The following is an 18,759-nucleotide window of genomic DNA, read 5'->3' as shown; positions in this document are numbered from 1 at the left end:
CATGCGCGATAGCATTAAAGAAAGCTTTACTGAGAGCATTCAGATTCAAATTGCAGCAGCTGAAGCGCTGCCAGACGCCATTACCCATGCAGCTCAAGCTATGGTGGCAACACTTCTCAACGGTCATAAAATTCTTTGTTGCGGAAATGGCGGCTCAGCTGCTAATGCTCAACAGTTTGTTTCCAGTTTACTCAATCGCTTTGAAACTGAGCGACCAAGCCTGCCAGCAATGGCGCTGACAACAGACAGCACAACAATGACAGCCGTTGCAAACGACTATAACTTTGAAGACATTTACGCGAAACAAGTTCGAGCCTTTGGCCAGACTGACGATATCTTATTAGCGATTTCGACTAGCGGTAACAGTAAAAATGTTCTTAAAGCGATGGAAGCCGCAGTGACTCGAGATATGACCATCATCGCTTTCACCGGTAAAGACGGTGGTGAAATGGCCGGTTTACTGGGCGAAAATGATGTGGAGATTCGTATCCCGTCTCACCGCACATCTCGAATCCATGAGGTCCATATGGTGACATTACACTGCTTATGTGATCTCATCGATCAGGTCCTTTTCCCTGCGCATGAAGAGTAACGCAATGAAAATATATAAAACCATCACCTTACTGGTAATGAGCGTCTTTTTGTCTGGTTGTGCGGGATTGTTTGTGGCTGGTGCCGCAACCACCGTTAACCTGGTTACCGACACTCGCTCAACCAAAGAAATATGGAACGACAGCGCCCTTGAATCTGAGGTCGCAGGCATGACCAACAAAGCGCCATTCGTCGGTCAAGTTAGAGTCGTTGCAAGCTCTCAACGAGGTACTGTTGTCTTAATGGGACAAGCCAAAACCGAAGAGCTAAAAAGCCAACTCGACGCAAGAGTGTCAGCGCTGGATGGCGTAAAACGCGTGTACAACCAAATACGCATCAATTCGCCACTCGGATTTACTGAGATGAGTAATGATAGCTGGCTGACGACAAAGGTTAAATCGGCACTCCTCACTGATGAGCGTCTTAACGGTGTAAAAATTAAAGTTATCACTGAAAACAAAGAAGTCTTCTTACTGGGCTATGTCTCTAAGGAACACGCCGATGTAGCAACCGACATCGCGCGAAATGTCTCCGGAGTAAAACAAGTTATCCGCGCATTCCAGTTTGCCGAGACCGAAGAAAAACTCAATACAGAAGTCAAACCTGAAGCGGCACCTGCACCTCAAGTACCTGAGGAAGAACCAATGAGACCCATCATTGAAGAACCAGCACCGTTTGTTGAAATTGAAGGGTAGTATGAGTCGGCTGGACCTCATATAAGCGATTACCCATAAGCTCTAACCACTGTACGTTATGGCGCGACCTTATCGTACAGTGATTAACCCAGCAAACTCTATACCTCCTCACCCCGAATGCTTTCTATTCCTTCGTTTGCAATTTCACTAGCAATCGATCTCAACGTTCAACAACCGTAGAACTTGCCTTTACTGGCTACGCTGAGCTAAATATTGAATAAGGGCACTGCGCTCTTTTTTGTTCTCAAGACCACTAAACCCCATGTAAGTACCAGCGACAAGATCTTTCGGCGATGCTATAAACGCATCAAGTATTTCGACACTCCATACCGGCTCTCGCTTAGCAAAAGACTTCAGTGCAATCGAGTAGCGGGGAAACTGAGTATCGCTGGCCACCCTTCTCCCCACAATGTCGGTAAGATCTGGCCCAATTGATTGTTTAGATGAGACGTCATGACAAAGTACGCACTGGGAATATAGCTGGCGGCCTCGCTCTAAAGGGGCATATTCCGCATTGTCTTGTATCGCGACGGTATACTTATTCCTGATAGTCAATAACTCTGAGGCTTGCTGATCAGAAAACTGATTTCGAACAGCCAGCATTGCATTGGCTTGGATCCACGTCATTCTTGCTTCAACACCCCCTACCTCATGACCATACTTTTGTACTAAGGCCTCATCGATAGTTTGACCAAGTAAAACCATTTCAAGGACTCGCATAAGCGCACTTCTAGCATCAAGAAAATGCTTAAAATCGTCCACATTCTGTCGTGCGGCAACTTGTATTATCGAACGCTGCTGTGGCGTAAGCATCGCAAGGACTTCTTGAGCTACGCTACCACGCTTGACGCCATGATTCGACGCCATCCTAAGGCTAACAAAACCAAAATGCTGACTGGGTTTACCGACTACCTCAAAGTCATTAAATTCTTGAGTGCCCGTTGTCCATGTCAAAAAACGCGCAGCCAAATTAACGAGTTCCTTTTTTTCTTCTTTTCCCAACTTAATTTTGCTGCCTTTTGACGGAATATCCGCCCCCCGACCAGATATATGAGCAGCTCGGATATCAGAAAGTTCATCTCGTTGTGCCGCCGTTAAGGTTTGTGCTATCTCGCCAAAACGTTGTCCTATCACTCGTCCGAGCGCCGCCTCACTCGCTCCATATTCACGCCCTAGCGCTAAAAAATTCGCTTCTGATACTGATTCCCCCACCAGAAGTTCTTCAAGAGCTCGATTTATTGAAAACCTCGCTTGCTGGGCTCGTTCAAAAGGAAGCGTTTGTTCTTCGAGTAATCTCACCAATAATTGTTGTTGCGAAGCAGTAAGTACGGCGAGCGTTTGCTTAGCTACTGCACTGCGTGACAAACTATGACCGCTAGCGACACGAAAACCGACAAAACCAAAATAATTCGCCATTCGACCCACTGACATGTAATCATTGTTGGCCGCGCTTCCCGTTAACCAGGTGAGCGTCCTAGATGCGATAGCTTCCTCTAATACCTTTTCATGTACCTCAATCTTACTAATATCACGTACAGGCTTTGCTTTAACATCCGCGGCGTAACTAGCAGGTAATGCCAACAGAGCTGTGCATGTAAGCATGGTTTTAAAAATGTGATGCATCGTTATCTCCTTGTTATTCTTCTCGTTCCTATCCTGAATGCCTTATTTGTAATACAAATATACACTGCATAAATCACAACTTATGTTAAATGGTTCGTATTATGTGATAAAAATTACGGGTAAGAAAAAAGAACGATGCTGGCAAAATAAAATGTTGATTTAGAGGGGAGCTACCAATCAAAGGGGACAATAAAATTACTGCATTAAAAAGCCAGCACCTCAAATAAAAGTGCTGGCTTTTAGTTCACATCTGATAGCTTGCTTAGGCAGGCGTTTTCAATCTATGCTTTAAGTGCACGCTCACCACGAGCAATACCGACAATACCACTACGAGCGACTTCAACAACCTCTGTCACTTCAGACAATGCCGTAATAAATGCATCGAGCTTTTCGCTGGTACCAGCCAGTTGAACGGTGTATTGGGATGCGGTGACGTCGACAATCTGACCTCGAAAGATATCCGCCGTGCGTTTGACTTCTGCTCGAGCAAAACCACTTGCCTTTACTTTCACCATCATCAATTCACGTTCAATGTGCTCAACCGCCGTAACCTCTTGCACCTTTAAGACATCGATGAGTTTATGCAGTTGTTTTTGAATCTGCTCCAACTGCATTTCACTAGAGGCGGTTGTGATGTTCAAACGAGATAACGTTTCATCGTCAGTGGGTGACACGTTCAATGATTCAATGTTATAGCCACGTTGAGAAAATAAGCCAACCACACGTGATAACGACCCAGGTTGGTTTTCCATAAGTAGTGAAATAATGTGCTTCATATTATGTTCTCTCCGTCTTGCTCAACCACATCTTATCCATGCCTTCCCCTTTGATTTGCATCGGGTAAACATGCTCAGTTTCATCAACATTGATATCAACAAAAACCAAACGATCTTTCATTGATAAGGCTTTCTTTAGCCCTTCTTCTAGCTCATCAGGATGAGAAATACGAATGCCAACGTGACCGTACGCCTCTGCGATAGCGGCAAAGTCAGGAACTGAACTCATGTAAGAATTAGAGTGACGGCCTTGATAAATGATATCTTGCCATTGCTTAACCATACCTAAGAATCGGTTGTTTAGATTGATGATTTTTACTGGAATGCCATATTGCATTGCCGTGGACAGTTCCTGAATATTCATCTGGATACTACCATCACCGGTTACGCAAACCACTTCTTCATCCGGATACGCAAACTTTACCCCCATCGCTGCAGGGAAACCAAAGCCCATAGTTCCAAGACCACCAGAGTTGATCCAACGACGTGGCTTATTAAATGGGTAATACAGTGCAGCAAACATTTGATGCTGACCGACATCAGACGCGACGTATGCGTTCCCTTCTGTCAGTTTATGAAGTACCTCAATGGCTTGTTGCGGCTTGATACGGTCCGCGGACTTTTCATAGCTTAGGCACTGACGTTCACGCCAACTTTCAATTTCTGTCCACCATGCATCAAGCGCTTGTTCATCATTGCTGCCACCCTGCTCAACGAGAAGTTTCAGCATGGCATCTAAAATCACATCAGCAGAGCCGACAATCGGCACATCCGCTCGCACATTTTTTGAGATCGACGATGGATCAATATCAATGTGCACAACTTTTGCATTTGGGCAGTATTTGTCGAGATTATTTGTGGTTCTGTCATCAAAGCGAACCCCAACGCCAAAAATCAAATCCGCTTCATGCATCGCCATATTGGCTTCGTACGTACCGTGCATACCCAGCATACCTAAGGCATTCTTATGAGTGCCTGGGAATGCGCCTAACCCCATCAAGGTACTAACGACTGGGAGATTTAATGTCTCAGAAAGCTTAGCTATCTGCTGATCTGCTTCCGCCATCACAGCGCCACCACCGATATACAGTACCGGTTTCTTCGCTTCTAGAATGGTTTTCAGTGCTTTTTTAATCTGTCCTTTGTGTCCTGATGTCGTTGGGTTGTATGAGCGTAATGCGACCGACTCAGGATACTCGTAAGGAAATTTTATTTGCGGGTTCATGACATCTTTGGGGATATCAACAACAACCGGACCAGGGCGTCCAGTCGAGGCAATGTAGAAGGCTTTTTTAATGGTATCTGCAATATCTTCCGCGCGTTTTAATAGGAAACTATGTTTCACTACCGGGCGAGAGACACCAACCATGTCACACTCTTGGAATGCATCGTTACCAATCAGGTTATTCGGAACGTTACCGGACAACACGATCATTGGAATGGAGTCCATGTACGCCGTTGCAATACCGGTAATCGTATTGGTAGCGCCTGGGCCTGAACAAACAAGTACCACACCCGGTTTACCTGTCGCACGAGCATATCCATCCGCCATGTGAGTGGCTGCTTGCTCATGTCGAACTAAAACGTGTTGGATATCTTCTTGTTTTTGATGGAGTGCATCATAAATATCGAGGACTGAGCCACCAGGGTAGCCAAAGATTTGCTGTACGCCTTCATCAATCAAAGATTGAACGATCATCTCAGCGCCAGATAACATGTCTGGGGTAGGGTTTTCCATATTTGCTCCTTACCAGTTATCTCGACAAACAGATGGCTTGAAGAGCTGGTTTTACATAGTTAGGGCTTATTCGTAGCCTAATCGAAATCACTCATTTTTCGGCTATGTCGTTGTGCCAGTCATAACAAGCACACCGTTTACGCAACAACTGTAACGCTTTCTTATCACAAGGTCTAACAATGTTTAGGTCTCAAAAAAAACACTATTCTTCATTCCCTCGCAAATGCAATAATTTGTCACTACGATGAGATTAAATCCAACATATAATCTCAAACACCCGCAAAATTAAGTATAAAATACTATCGCCTAGTGCGAATTAGCAGACAAAACCATTGTTATAACATCTGTAATCAGCAACATTCATCATCAATAGTATAAAAAAGACCCCTTACGGGGCCTAGTTTATGACATCATCATTTAACGCCGCTTACTCAGAGGTTGGATCTATCGTTGGTGGAGTCACGGCTGTTGGCGTATTTTGGGGCTTCTTACGCCAAAACTTCCAGCGCTTGGGCTCTGAGGTGGTTGTACTGTGTACATTTTTGCCAAGCATTAATAAACAAGGCGTAAGCACCAAGGTTAACACCGTCGCAAACGCCAAGCCTCCAGCAATCGCCGTTGCAAGTTGAGACCACCATTGTGTGCTTGGGGCCCCAAACTCTATCTTTTGGTTAATGAGATCAATGTTCATTTCTAGCACCATTGGCATCAACCCCAAGATCGTTGTCACTGTGGTTAATAATACCGGCCTTAAACGTTGTACCCCTGTTCTCAAAATTGCTTCTCGTTTATCCAAGCCTCGCTTGAGCAATTGATTGTAAGTGTCGATAAGTACGATATTGTTGTTAACCACGATCCCTGCTAACGCGATCACACCGATACCTGACATAATGATCCCGAACGGGCGTTGGAAAATCAGCAAGCCAGCGAAAACACCAACCGTAGAAAAAATCACCGCACTCAAAATCAGCAACGCCTGGTAGAAACTGTTAAATTGCGTGATCAAGATAAGCGCCATGACCGCCAATGCGACCAAGAAAGCACTTTGCAGAAATTCAGACGAGTTCTTCTGCTCTTCATTTTGGCCACGAATCCTAACATCAATGCCCGCAGGAAGCTCAAGCGCATCAAGTGATTGCTGAAATGCCGGTAGCTCAATCGCCAGGTTAAAGCCCTCAGCCATATCTGCTTTAACATTAATGATTCGAATACCATCAAGCCGCTCGATCGTATCTTGTTTAGGTTGTGGTGTAATCTCGGCAAAGTTAGTAATAGGCACTAAACCGACAGGGGTTTTGACACGTAGTTCATCAAAACGACCAATGTCCCGTTTGTCATTAGGAAAACGCACCAAAATGTCCACTTCTTCCGTCGAATCATCCGGTAAGTAATCGCCAATTTTCAGGCCGTTGGTAACAAATTGTACGGTGTTTCCAACAAGACTCGCATCGGCACCAAATCGAGCAGCATCGTCTCGACGGATATCAATCTGCCAATCGATGCCTGGTTTGCTAGACGAGTCGCTGATGTTGGTTAACTTATGGCTACTGTCTGCCCAGCGCCTAACTATTTTCGCGGCTTCATCCAATCGCTCAGGGAAACGCGCCGAAAGCTCAACCACTAAATCATGCTCGACAGGCGGCCCTGCGTCTGGAAATTTATACTCAATTTCCACGCCAGCAAATTGGTCGGTTGTTTGCTTGAGCTCTTCAATAATAACGTTAACACGACGCCTGTCTTGCCAATCAACAGGGGTGATCTGGATGTTGCCAATCTCGCTCTCACCACCCGTTTTTGTGTAAACACTCTCAAACTCATCATGATTGAGCATGACTTTTTCCACCACACTCATGACTTGATCTTTTTCATTGATCGACAAGTCACCGTGAGAGCGCACCTTGACATTAAAATAAGGGGGGTCAACCTCAGGGAAAAATTCAGCCCCTAAGCCCGCTTTGTTGTACGTGACACCAACCCCTATCGCGATAAAAATCGCCAACATCAATATTTTAAGTGGATGCTCAATGGCCACCGCAAGGGTCTGATAATAGAGCTTGGTAATGCCGGTTGCTTTATCAAATTCTCCGTCATGTAACGCCACCATCTTGGCTTGCTGCGCGCTGGAAACATATTGAGGCTTACCAAACAGGCCTCCAAGAACCGGAACAAATAACAACGCCATTACTAATGATGCGGTCAAGGTCGCGATCAAGGTTAACGGGAGGAATTTCATAAACTCGCCCGTGGTATCCGGCCAGAATAATAAAGGTGCAAATGCTGCCAACGTTGTCGCCGTGGAAGCGGTAATAGGCCAAGCCATGCGCTTGGCTGCATCCGCATAGGCTTCTTTTCTTGGCGTGCCTTCTTGCATTCGTCGGTCGGCGAATTCCGTCACAACAATAGCGCCATCCACCAGCATTCCAACAGCCATAATCAGTGAAAATAAGACAATAATGTTGACCGTCAAACCGAAGACAGACAGCACAAGTAAACCGGTAAGAAATGAGCCAGGAATGGATACGCCCACTAACATCGCGGTACGCATACCAAGGATCGCGATGATAACAATGACGACTAAAATAATCGCTGATAGCACATTGTTTTGCAGATCATTAAGCATGATCTTCACATCTTTTGATTCATCTTTGGTGTATCTGACCTGAAGATTATTTGGCCACTCGGGTAACAGAGACGCCTGATGCATCACTTCTTTGACCAAGGCGACCGTCTCAATGATATTCTCACCCGCGCGCTTTTTGATATCCAAAACAACGGCCGATTCCCCATCGAGTCGCGCAAAGCTATCTGGATCTCTAAATGCTCGACGCACCGTTGCGACGTCACCAAAAGTAATCACCTGCTTGCCATCAACTTTTACAGGCAGCTCGAGAACATCTTTGAGCGTTTCGAACACGGACGGAACTTTAACCGAGAATCGACCATAGCCAGTATCAACGAATCCGGCCGCGACTACACGGTTATTCAACGCAATCAGGTTATAGATATCACCTTGATCCAACCCATAGCTTTCCATCAATAGTGGGTCGACGACAATCTCAACGATATCATCACGATCACCTGCGATATCCACCTCTAATACCTGTCGGTAACTTTCAAGCTTATCACGCAGCTGGCGGGCGATTTGCACAATAGTGCGCTCAGGTACCGATCCATAGAGCACGACAGATAATACGGGTTGCTGAGAGGCAAACGTCACTTCATTGACCGTTGGCTCGTCACTGTCATCAGGCAGCTTCGGTTTAGCTAAGTCTACCGCATCACGAACGTCAGCCATCGCCTGGGTAAGGTCGACACCCACATTAAATTCAAGCGTAACGGAGGCATGTCCCTCAGAGGCCGTTGCCGTCATTTCCTTCACACCCTCAATGGAGCGCAGCTCTTTTTCTAGCGGACGAACCAATAGGCGCTCACTGTCACCTGGGGAGATACCCTGATGCCCAACAGAGACATAAATGATAGGGATAGTAATATCAGGGCTCGATTCCTTGGGAATCGTATTGTATGTCACCACGCCCGCAATTAGGATCAGAACAAGCAAACTGATCATCGTTCGAGAACGAGACAGTGCCGCATCAATCAAAGCATTCATGCGTCTTCCCCCTAATTATCAGCTTGTTGAGCAATTCTATTTGCTTGGTCAACGCTGATCGCCTCAACAAAGTCTCCGTCACGAACAAAGCCTTGTCCTAGCACGATAATATCGACGCTTTCACCTAACCCTGTTAACCAGACCCCATCCTGCTCAGCCTTGACCAGCTGTATAGGCACAAAAACGACTTTCTCTTGCTGGAGAGTCTTAACACCAAGATTGCCGCTCTCGTCTAACGCCAACATAGCTGGAGTAATTTTTATCGCCAAATTATCTTCTAGCGCCAGTTCAACTTCTGCACTCACACCGGCAGGAATACGTTGATTAGGGTTAGGGACCTCTATCTCGATAGGAAAGGTATTAGTAGAAAGTGAGGAGACCCTTGAGATATAGCGCAGCGTACCCGTTACTTTTTGCCCATCGATAAAACGAATGGTCGAGGTTTGATCAACCGACAAACTTTGAATATGACGCTCGCTCACATCAGCCTCAATCACGAGCACACTTAAATCAATCATCATCGCGACGGGATCGCCGACTGAGACAAAATCGCCGAGTTCGATATCAATGCTGTCAACAATACCGGTAAACGGCGCCTTAACCAGCGTGTTCCTTAAGGCCAGCTTTGCGGCCCCCACCATTGCCTTTGCTTCAGTCAGGTTAGCGGCGGCGGTTGAGTACGCGACCTCACCTTGTAAGCCTCTACTCTTCAAAGACTTAGAAGCATTAAATTCTTGCTGACGAACGTTAAGCATGGCTTGAGCGCGTTCAAGCTGAATCGGAAGGTCACCTTTGTCAATTTGGGCTATGGGTTGGCCAACCTTAACGCTATCGCCTTTCTTAACACTTAGACCAATAATCTTACCGGCAATTTCAGCGCCAAGGTTAGCCGTTCGATCCGCGGCGGTTCGGCCATATAAGTCAATCTTCTTTTCAATATTTTCAGCGATAAAGGATTGGAAAACCACACGAGCAAGTGGTGCTGCTTCGGGAGTAGCAGTGGATGGTCCCTCCTCTGCCTTTATTGCGCCTAGACCCAACCAAACGGAAAGGATTAAAACAAGCAATATAGAGATGAGCCAAGGACGTCTTGAAAAGTAGTTGCCAGATTGAGTCGATGGCATAGATATATCCTTATAATAGTGCGCCTCTGCCAACTGGGCTTTTATGCCTTCAGTCAACTAAGCGGTAAACACTCCAAAAGAGTATTCAACATTGAGCAATATCCTACAGCTCAATGTGCCGATGCACGCGATGCGCTCATCGAGACAAGAAGTAGAGCGTTAACACTACCTTGTTTTGTCTTATTTTGTTGCGAATTCGTGACAAAAAAAAGAGGCGAACTTCGCATTCGCCTCTTTTTTATTTTATTTACACGCTGAAAGAAGCGCCACAACCACATGTCGTGGTCGCATTCGGGTTGTCGATAAAGAACCGAGCCCCTTCTAATCCTTCCGTGTAATCGACGGTGCCACCGATAAGATATTGTAGGCTCATCGGGTCAACCACCAATGTCACACCACACTTTTCAATCGTCGTATCGCCATCATTAACACTTTCATCAAAGGTAAAGCCATACTGAAAACCACTACAGCCACCACCCGTAATGTAGACGCGTAGTTTCAATTCTGGGTTTTCTTCTTCTGAAATCAGTGTGTTGACTCGCGTTGCCGCGGCATCAGAAAAATTTAAAGGAATAGCTGCATCACTCATAGGAACCTCTCTTGCTACTCATTCGCAATTCAAGCGCACCACCGATACTCAGTGGTCTCGCATCCCCTACGAAGATAAAAAACGACTCACCAAAATGATGAGTAAACAAATAATATTAATTGTATTGGAGGGATTATCTAATACCTGAGTGCTTCGTTCAAGTATTAGACAGATCCAAATTCATATTACTTAGATTACTCGATGCAATTTACGAAAATGTGCTCAAAACACTACTAGATTCTGTGTGGGTATGTACAATGCTGCTCACTTGGTCCGAATAAGCAAAGAGGAATTCTCCATGACCAAATCAGCAGAGCTGTATCAAAAAGCGCAAGAGACTATCCCTGGAGGTGTTAACTCGCCCGTTCGTGCCTTCAACGGTGTTGGTGGTTCACCAATATTTGTGGAACGTGCCGATGGTCCTTTGATTTTTGATGCTGATGGTAGAGCATACATCGACTACGTCGGCTCTTGGGGACCAATGATCCTTGGCCACAACCATGCCGCCATTCGTAAGGCAGTCATCGACGCCGCGCAGCGAGGCCTAAGCTTTGGTGCTCCGACTGAGATGGAAATCAACATGGCGGAGTTGGTACGAAAGCTCGTTCCATCCATGGAACAACTTCGCATGGTGAGCTCAGGTACTGAAGCAACAATGAGCGCGATTCGCCTAGCTCGAGGCTACACTGGTCGCGACAAAATCATGAAATTTGAAGGCTGTTATCATGGCCACGCCGATAGTCTTCTGGTAAAAGCAGGCTCAGGTGCATTAACTCTTGGTCAACCTAGTTCTCCAGGCGTGCCTGCTGATTTTGCTAAGTATACGCTTACCGCTACGTTTAATGACCTTGAGTCGGTTAAAGCTTTGTTTGCTGCAAACAAAGGTGAGATTGCCTGTATCATTGTTGAGCCTGTCGCTGGCAACATGAACTGTATCCCTCCAGTCGAAGGGTTTCATGAAGGCCTTCGTCAGATTTGTGACGAAGAAGGCGCCCTGCTTATCTTTGATGAAGTCATGACGGGATTCCGTGTTGCTCAAGGTGGCGCTCAAGCGTATTACAACATCAAACCGGACCTAACAACATTGGGTAAAGTTATCGGTGGTGGTATGCCTGTTGGCGCATTTGGCGGTCGCAAAGAAGTCATGCAATACGTTGCGCCGACTGGCCCTGTTTATCAAGCAGGTACACTCTCAGGTAACCCTATTGCGATGGCAGCAGGCTACGCTTGCCTAACCGTACTTTCTGAAGAAGGTAACGAACAACGCCTAGCCAATAAAACCAAACAACTTGCTGATGGATTTAAAGCATTGGCTGACGAGCGTGGTATTCCACTGGTGGTCAATCAAGTGGGTGGCATGTTTGGCTTTTTCTTTACCGATCAAGAAAGCGTAACGTGTTACGAAGACGTCACCAAGTGTGATGTCGAACGCTTTAAGCGTTTTTTCCACATGATGCTCGATCATGGTGTGTACCTAGCACCGTCAGCATTCGAAGCGAGCTTCCTGTCACTCGCTCATGGATCTAAAGAAATTGAGGCTACGCTTGAAGCCGCTGATCGCTGTTTTGCGATGTTAGCTAACGAAGCATAAATCCTCTAACACTAAGTATTCCAAAAGGGCTGACTTTCAGCCCTTTTTTATGCCTGCCAGTAAAAAGCAACCAGTACGATAATCGCTGCAATCATTAGCGAAAACCAAGGGATTGATCGCCTCGCTTTGACCGTAGATTGACAATCACCTTTGTTATTGCAACACCCCATACCCTCTCCTGTCATCAAAACCATGAATAGCAATTAAAATTGATCACTCAATATATTACGTCCATTATAAGATTCAATCGGTTGCTACATCTCTAATAGCAAACTTTACCAACCGACTATAAACTAGATACTACGCTCAAAATAAGATGTTACGCTCAACCTAACTCAACACCCTACTCTATTCCATCGTGCCTCTCGCTAGAAGCGTACGTGGTCTTAGTGCAGATTCACTCGAAAAGGATCGATCGTGAAAACGAAAATGAATGTTACTGCAAGCCACTGGGTCCTAATTATTGCATTGCTTTTTACGGGTTTTGCCTGTTATTTGCTTGTTGAACCCTATATCAATTCAATCGTAATGGCGTTTATTTTATCGTTACTGATGTTCCCAATCCACGACTGGCTAGATCGTAAACTACCCAATCACAGTAACATTGTCGCCCTGCTGTCTTGTACCATCCTGACTTTTATTATTGTCATTCCATTAATGTTGGTATTTAGCGCCATCGTGCAACAAGGGTCGGTTTTCTCACAAAACCTGTACCAATGGGTAACGGGTGGTGGCATTCAAGAGGTATTTAGTCATCCTTGGGTCATTAAAGGGCTTGCCTTGATCAATGACTACCTACCGTTTGATAAGATCGATCCACAAGACATCGCCAAGAAAGCGGCTGAGTTTGCCACCTCACTGGGCTCTAATCTTGTTGCCATCAGTGCCAAAATACTGGGTGACGCGACGAGCTTTTTGATGAATTTCTTTTTAATGCTATTTGTCTTGTTCTTTTTGCTTCGTGACAACGACAAAATCATTGCCGCCATTCGTCATATCCTACCGTTTTCTCGCACCCAAGAAGACCGGTTACTCAGTGAGATTGAACAGGTCTCAAAATCGGCGGTAATGGGTTCGTTTTTGACGGCTATTGCCCAAGGTTTTGCCGGCGGGTTTGGCATGTGGCTGGCGGGTTTCCCTGGTTTATTCTGGGGTACCATGATGGGGTTTGCTTCCTTTATCCCTGTTGTCGGAACCGCACTAATTTGGATTCCAGCAACCGCATACTTGCTGCTTACCGGTGAGACCCAGTGGGGGCTATTCCTAGCAATTTGGAGCATTGCCGTTGTCGGATCTATTGATAACATCCTTAGGCCATTACTGATGCAAGGCAGTGCAGGCATGAATACGCTAATGATATTTTTCTCCCTATTAGGCGGTATTCATCTTTTTGGATTGATTGGTCTGATTTACGGCCCCATCATTTTTGCTATCACCATCGTACTTTTCAATATGTATGAAGAAGAGTTTAAAGACTTCTTAGATAGCCAAGATAACAGTTAGAATGCTTTTTTACGGATGGGGTTTATGAGAGAATCCCCGTCCTTTTTTATGCTCCTAAGAGACGCCAAACATGTCGCATTATATCGCTCCCAGCCAGATTGCAGAAAGACAGCTTGAATACTTCGCTGGAAAGCGTGTTCTGGTCATTGGTGAAATTGAAGATCAATTCCCTATTGATTTACGTCAGCATTGCGACAAGGTCACCGTTTTCACTAGCAACTACTGCACCTATCGCCAACTTAATCCATCGCCGAATCTGACGTGTCACTTTGGCGCTGAATTACCAAAGACAATCGACGCCGATATGATCCTAATGTACTGGCCAAAAGCCAAAGCTGAGGCTCAAATGCTGCTTGAAATGTCGCTGGCTGCGTTGGGGGAAAACACTGAGATCGTGGTGGTTGGTGAGAATCGCTCTGGAGTAAAGAGTGTTGAAAAACTGTTTGCTGATTATGGCGTCATAAAAAAATATGACTCAGCACGCCGCTGCTCTTTCTATTGGGGGCAGTGCCATTCGGCACCCACTTCATTTGATCTTCAATCGTGGTTCAAGTCTTACCCTGTGGAACTCGATGGGCAGCGCTTAGTCGTAAAGAGCCTACCCGGCGTCTTTAGTCATGGTGAGTTTGATATTGGCAGCCAACTACTTCTTAAAAACCTGCCTTCACTGCATGGCAAGGTACTCGACTTCGGTTGTGGCGCGGGAGTATTAGGTGCGTTTATGGCATTGCGTTACCCGTCAATCACGCTACATATGTGTGACATTAATGCCTTTGCGATTGAATCAAGCAAGCAAACCTTATTAGCAAACGGCCTCGAAGGGAACGTGTTAGCCTCTGATGTTTATTCAGATCTTCCACAAGATTTTCAGTTTATTATCAGTAATCCTCCGTTCCATGCAGGCTTAGACACCAGCTACTCGGCGACCGAGCAGTTGCTATCAGATGCACCTAAGCATTTACAGCGTTCTGGGCAGATGGTCATTGTAGCGAACAGCTTCTTAAAGTATCCACCCATTATTGAACGCCAATTTGGCCACTGTGAAACGCTAGAAAAAAATCGTCAGTTCACGATATACCACGCAACAAAATAAGTAATCACAATAGCTGAAACATTAGGCAATACACGTCATATTGCGTTTATTGCCTAATACGCCTCTCAATACTGAAAATCACACGACAAATTATAACGCCCTGTTTATGCGAGACTTTTAATTTTTTGGTATTGATATTCAATATCCTCACATCTCTTCTCATAAAATTTTGAGCGACCCAACACGCTTTAGTTTGAACTTACTTGCCAAAGTAAAAAAAGTATTTAGATTGGTTAGGTTAAGACAACCTTAAAATGAGATACACACTGGTATCTCATCTAACACTCTCTTAAAGCCTAAGAATCGCTTATGTTCAAGCTGCATAGAAAACAAAAATTCAAACGACTACAAAGTACATTGATGATGGCCTTTTTGGTGCTCAGCCTCATCCCATTGACCATCATTGCCCTGTTTTTTCTCAATGCGCACAGCCAAGATCTTCGGGATCAAAGCACCACGCACCTTGTTTCCGTGCGCGACACAAAAAAACAACAGGTATTGGATTACTTTGACGCGCAAAAATCAGAAGTCATGGGGTTTGTTCGTTCTGAGCTTGCCTATGCCAGCGGTGGTCGATTCTACGGTATTGTGAATGCGTTCCAACGCTTAGGAGATGACATTGAACAAGCCCAGCAGCATGCGCAAGAGCGCTATATTCCGGGCTCTGGTGACCAAGTAAAAACGGCAATCATGCCGAACTCCAGCAGCTATATTGGCAGTGAACGTTACCGACTACTACACAAACGTTATCACCGTGCGTTTGTCGAACACCTTAAACGCTCTGACTTTGATGACATTGTCTTAGTGGACCTCAACGGCAATGTTACCTACTCGGTTTACAAGCATGGCTATTATGGCACCAATCTCAATACTGGCCGTTTTTCCACTTCAATATTAGGGTCGACGTTTACTCATTTGGACCAAGAAGTCACCAAGAGACGCAAAGATAACGAAGCGTACACACCCGTTATTATCTCTGACTTTGCCGCTGAGGGTGATCAGCAATTTGCTTGGCTTGGTGCCCCCATTGTTCAGCAGGGGTACTTACACAGCTACGCACTCTTTCGACTACCGATTAAAGGCATCACCAAACTCATTAATAGCGGCAGCACTCCTGATATTCGCTTAATGTTGGTGGGTAACGATGGCAAAGCCAAAATGATGGGATTGCCAGAAAATAATATAGAACAAAGCGCACAGGTCATCCAAAAAGCTCTCTCTGGCGCGACACAAGTTCTCAGCTACAGCAATAGCATAGAAGAGCAATACCTCGCAGCGTTTGCGCCAGTCCAGTTTGCCGATACAACGTGGGCCTTGGTGGCTGAAACGCCAGAATCAGTTGCCTTTTCCAGTATACGTCAGCTTGAAAAACTGTTTGTTATCGCCATGCTGAGCGCAATAATTCTTGTCGTAGTGGCCTCTCACTACTTATCTAACTTTATTACCTCTCCGCTTCTTAAGCTCACTTGGGCTGCAGAGCGCGCGTCAGGTGGTGACCTTGAACCATCGATCATCAGCGCAGACCGAAAAGATGAAATAGGTCGACTGGCGTTAAGTTTTGAGCGTATGCGACGCTCAATAAAAGATAAAATTGAGCTCATAAAAAGTCAGAACCAAGAACTCGAGCAACATCTCATTGTCATCAAAAAACAAAACGAAGAACTGCAACTGGCTAACAAGCTAAAAGATGAGTTTCTTGCTACTACATCACATGAATTAAGAACGCCACTACACGGTATGATTGGCATTGCCGAGGCAATGATATCCGGTGCTAATGGCCCCATTGGTGCCAATCATCGATACCAGCTCAATATCATCATCAATAGCGGGCAACGCTTGGCCAGCCTAGTCGATGACTTACTCGACTATCACAAAATGCGTTATGGCAGCCTCGCGATTGAACGCTCGGCGGTGAGCCTAACTGGCGCAACGCAATTGGTTCTTAATTTGTCACAGCACCTGTTAGGCGATAAAAAAATTCGCATCATCAACCAGGTATTAGAACCGATCCCTTATGTCTCTGCCGATCCACAACGTTTAGAGCAAGTCCTTTATAATTTGGTCGGTAATGCCATCAAATACACCAATGAAGGGAAGATTGTTCTCTCTGCCACTGCAATGGATGACCATATTCGTGTGCAGGTAGTCGATACGGGTCACGGCATTCCGGCTCAACAACTTGAACATATATTTGAGCCGTTAGTTCAAGCAGGTCACGATTCGGGTCACTACCGCCAAGGGGCTGGGTTAGGATTGTCGATCAGCCGACAGCTAATCGAACTCATGGGGGGATCGCTCTACGTCAGTAGCCAACCACACGTAGGGACAACGTTTAGCTTTACACTTCCTCTTGCTACCCAAAATGAGATTGAGGCGCTCACTCATGAGCCTCAAGCGAACCACTTTCAAGTCGCAGAGCAAAGTGAACTGGCACTGGACGAGGAGGAGACCCTCCCGGATAACCCAAATGGTCCAAGAGTCCTCATTGCTGACGATGAACCCGTCAACCTTCGCATATTAGAAAGCTTCTTGCGTTTAGAGGGCTACCAAGTTGCGCTCGCCAAGGATGGTCTTGAGGCGATTACCCAGGTAGAACGAGACAAACCAGACTTACTTCTTCTCGATATTATGATGCCGGGTATGAGTGGCTTTGAGGTGTGCGAAACCATTCGAGAAGACTTTGATCATGCCGCCCTGCCAATTATTATGTTGACGGCTCTAAACCAACCAGAAGACAGAGTGAGAGGCTTTGAGGTCGGCGCAAATGACTACCTATCGAAACCCTTCAGTAAGCAAGAGCTTGCCGCCCGTATCGCGGCGCACTTACAAGCCAGCAAAGCCGAATTGCGACGTGCAGAAAACCAAAGCCTCAAATATGAACTCAAGCAACGAGCACTCGTAGAGGCAAGCTTGCTTGAGACGCAAGGGCGCTTGATTGAACAACTTGATACCGCACCAGAAGCCATTTTATGTGTTAATGACAGCCGCAAGGTTCAATTTGCTAACCAAAGTGCCGCCTTGTTATTTAAACGAAGTGTCGAGCAGCTTAAACGCTCCAGCTTAGATGACCTCATTGCCCCTAAGTTTATCCAACTCACTCAAGAACATTATTGTGGTGATATTGATATCTTTGTCGAAGATGTGAGGCAACACATTAACGCTGATATTCTGACTCTGCCAGAAGGCACTGGCTTAAGAAGTATTTATATTTTTGAGCAAGGGAAGAATATGAACGTATCACGGGTCAAAAACCTAGAAACAGCCATTGATGCCCTTTCCAGTTATGCCATTGAAGGCGACAAGGCCAAACTGCAGGAGCTGAAAGAGCTCGGAGGTGAGTTTACTCGCCTCGCTGATAAAGCCAGTGACGAACAACAATCCCGACCAGAGTTGATGCGAGAGGTCCTCGTTGATGCCATGACGCACTCGTTAATTTATTGGGAGGACGTCACAGGCCAATCTAAGTTTGTCTTTGCTGAACAAAGTGGGTTATGGCGCGTATACCTTGATAGAAGCACCCTTCAAACCCGCACATTAGATAAATACTTACGCGTTGAGACACTGCCTAAGACGCCACGTTGGCGCACGGTACTGAGCTCCATCGAATACATCTTAGAGCATTGTCACAAACAGGGCTTGGAGCGTGACCACATCATTGCGTGTAGGGATCGACTGCAAAAGCTGCTCACAAGCTAGCTCGTTGATTGATGTCTTACGCCATCATTAAGCGTACCGTCAATCATGCCTTCTTTCAGGCCAATAAGTAAAAATTAGGCGGCTTTTTTATCTAAGCTTGGGCACGAAACCGTTCTTGATACTCCAGCAA

At 45.7% G+C, this 18,759-nt stretch carries 12 protein-coding genes; 6 read left to right on the top strand and 6 right to left on the bottom strand.

What is annotated here, in order from left to right; all coding sequences use genetic code 11:
* Position 1: 1 nt before the first annotated feature.
* Positions 2-592 carry a phosphoheptose isomerase gene (locus ACE1OE_RS06765; RefSeq protein WP_102468326.1) on the top strand — a complete coding sequence of 197 codons (591 nt, stop codon included), beginning with the start codon at positions 2-4 and terminating at the stop codon, positions 590-592.
* Positions 582-1,286, top strand: a complete 705-nt coding sequence (locus tag ACE1OE_RS06760; RefSeq protein WP_198593142.1) for a BON domain-containing protein — start codon at positions 582-584, stop codon at positions 1,284-1,286. The genes ACE1OE_RS06765 and ACE1OE_RS06760 overlap by 11 nt, the downstream gene beginning before the upstream one ends.
* Positions 1,287-1,475: 189 nt before the next feature.
* Here the strand turns inward: ACE1OE_RS06760 and ACE1OE_RS06755 are convergent, their stop codons facing one another.
* From ACE1OE_RS06755 to erpA, 6 genes are all read right to left on the bottom strand, one after another.
* Complete coding sequence (locus tag ACE1OE_RS06755; protein ID WP_449210539.1) at positions 1,476-2,909, bottom strand: hypothetical protein; 1,434 nt, start codon at positions 2,907-2,909, stop codon at positions 1,476-1,478.
* A 281-nt stretch (positions 2,910-3,190) separates the two neighbouring features.
* On the bottom strand, positions 3,191-3,685 hold the full coding sequence (gene ilvN, locus ACE1OE_RS06750) for an acetolactate synthase small subunit (RefSeq protein WP_102468323.1): 495 nt from the start codon (positions 3,683-3,685) through the stop codon (positions 3,191-3,193).
* Between the two features lies 1 nt (position 3,686).
* Positions 3,687-5,423, bottom strand: a complete 1,737-nt coding sequence (locus ACE1OE_RS06745; protein WP_102468322.1) for an acetolactate synthase 3 large subunit — start codon at positions 5,421-5,423, stop codon at positions 3,687-3,689.
* Between the two features lie 427 nt (positions 5,424-5,850).
* On the bottom strand, positions 5,851-9,033 hold the full coding sequence (locus tag ACE1OE_RS06740; protein ID WP_449210538.1) for an efflux RND transporter permease subunit: 3,183 nt from the start codon (positions 9,031-9,033) through the stop codon (positions 5,851-5,853).
* Positions 9,034-9,044: 11 nt separating this feature from the next.
* A complete protein-coding gene (locus ACE1OE_RS06735; RefSeq protein ID WP_449210537.1) occupies positions 9,045-10,157 on the bottom strand; it encodes an efflux RND transporter periplasmic adaptor subunit in 1,113 nt (370 codons plus the stop codon).
* A 247-nt stretch (positions 10,158-10,404) separates the two neighbouring features.
* Positions 10,405-10,746, bottom strand: a complete 342-nt coding sequence (erpA, locus tag ACE1OE_RS06730; RefSeq protein WP_102468319.1) for an iron-sulfur cluster insertion protein ErpA — start codon at positions 10,744-10,746, stop codon at positions 10,405-10,407.
* A 298-nt stretch (positions 10,747-11,044) separates the two neighbouring features.
* On the opposite strand from erpA, the gene hemL reads away from it, so the two are divergent.
* The 4 genes from hemL (at position 11,045) to ACE1OE_RS06710 (ending at position 18,629) form a co-directional block, all read left to right on the top strand.
* Positions 11,045-12,337 (top strand): glutamate-1-semialdehyde 2,1-aminomutase, encoded by a 1,293-nt coding sequence (gene hemL, locus ACE1OE_RS06725; RefSeq protein ID WP_102468318.1) that lies wholly within the window; start codon positions 11,045-11,047, stop codon positions 12,335-12,337.
* A 429-nt stretch (positions 12,338-12,766) separates the two neighbouring features.
* Positions 12,767-13,840, top strand: coding sequence for an AI-2E family transporter (locus ACE1OE_RS06720; protein WP_449210686.1), 1,074 nt, complete (start codon positions 12,767-12,769; stop codon positions 13,838-13,840).
* Between the two features lie 70 nt (positions 13,841-13,910).
* Entirely contained in the window at positions 13,911-14,933 is a 1,023-nt protein-coding gene (rsmC, locus tag ACE1OE_RS06715) for a 16S rRNA (guanine(1207)-N(2))-methyltransferase RsmC (RefSeq protein ID WP_449210536.1), read from the top strand.
* A gap of 309 nt (positions 14,934-15,242) precedes the next feature.
* Positions 15,243-18,629 (top strand): response regulator, encoded by a 3,387-nt coding sequence (locus tag ACE1OE_RS06710; protein WP_449210535.1) that lies wholly within the window; start codon positions 15,243-15,245, stop codon positions 18,627-18,629.
* The last annotated feature ends 130 nt before the right edge of the window (positions 18,630-18,759 follow it).

Source organism: Vibrio sp. E150_011, assembly GCF_053544015.1.
This window is presented reverse-complemented; position numbering and strand designations above follow the sequence as displayed.